The following is a 565-nucleotide window of genomic DNA, read 5'->3' as shown; positions in this document are numbered from 1 at the left end:
GAACGGGCATCTCGAAGTGGCGGGGAACCGGGCCGAGGTGGTCATCGCGAACCCGTCGGGCATTGCGGTGAACGGCGGCGGATTCATCAACACGTCGCGCGCCATTCTCACTACAGGTACGCCGAATTACGCGGGCGATGGTTCGCTCTCCGGATTTAATGTAACGGGCGGCAATATCACCGTCAGCGGCGCGGGGCTCGATGCGTCGAATGGAGATCAGGTCGATTTGCTGTCGCGCGCTGTTCAGGCCAATGCCGCTATCTACGCGAAGAATCTGAATGTCGTGACGGGCGCGAACCGCGTCGATCACGACACGCTCGCCGCCACGCCGATTGCGGGCGATGGGCCTGCGCAGGGTGTTTCCATCGACGTGAGCCATCTCGGTGGTATGTACGCGAATCGTATCGTGCTGGTGGGCACGGAGCTGGGCGTGGGGGTGTCGACCAGAGGCATTCTCGCGGCGCAGGCCGGCGACCTCGTGCTGACCTCGGCGGGCAAGCTCGTGCTTGCAGGGCAGACCAGCGCGAGCGGCAATATCGGCGCGAGCGCGCACGATGGCATCGAT

The 565-nt window shown here is 64.2% G+C and carries 1 protein-coding gene; it reads left to right on the top strand.

Features of this window, described 5'->3' with window-relative positions:
* Nucleotides 1-565, top strand: a 565-nt coding sequence (locus tag HV773_RS36595) for a two-partner secretion domain-containing protein (protein ID WP_175198568.1), incomplete at both ends; no start/stop codon positions are given.

It is taken from the genome of Paraburkholderia caffeinitolerans, assembly GCF_902859945.1.
Taxonomy (GTDB): domain Bacteria; phylum Pseudomonadota; class Gammaproteobacteria; order Burkholderiales; family Burkholderiaceae; genus Paraburkholderia; species Paraburkholderia caffeinitolerans.
This window is presented reverse-complemented; position numbering and strand designations above follow the sequence as displayed.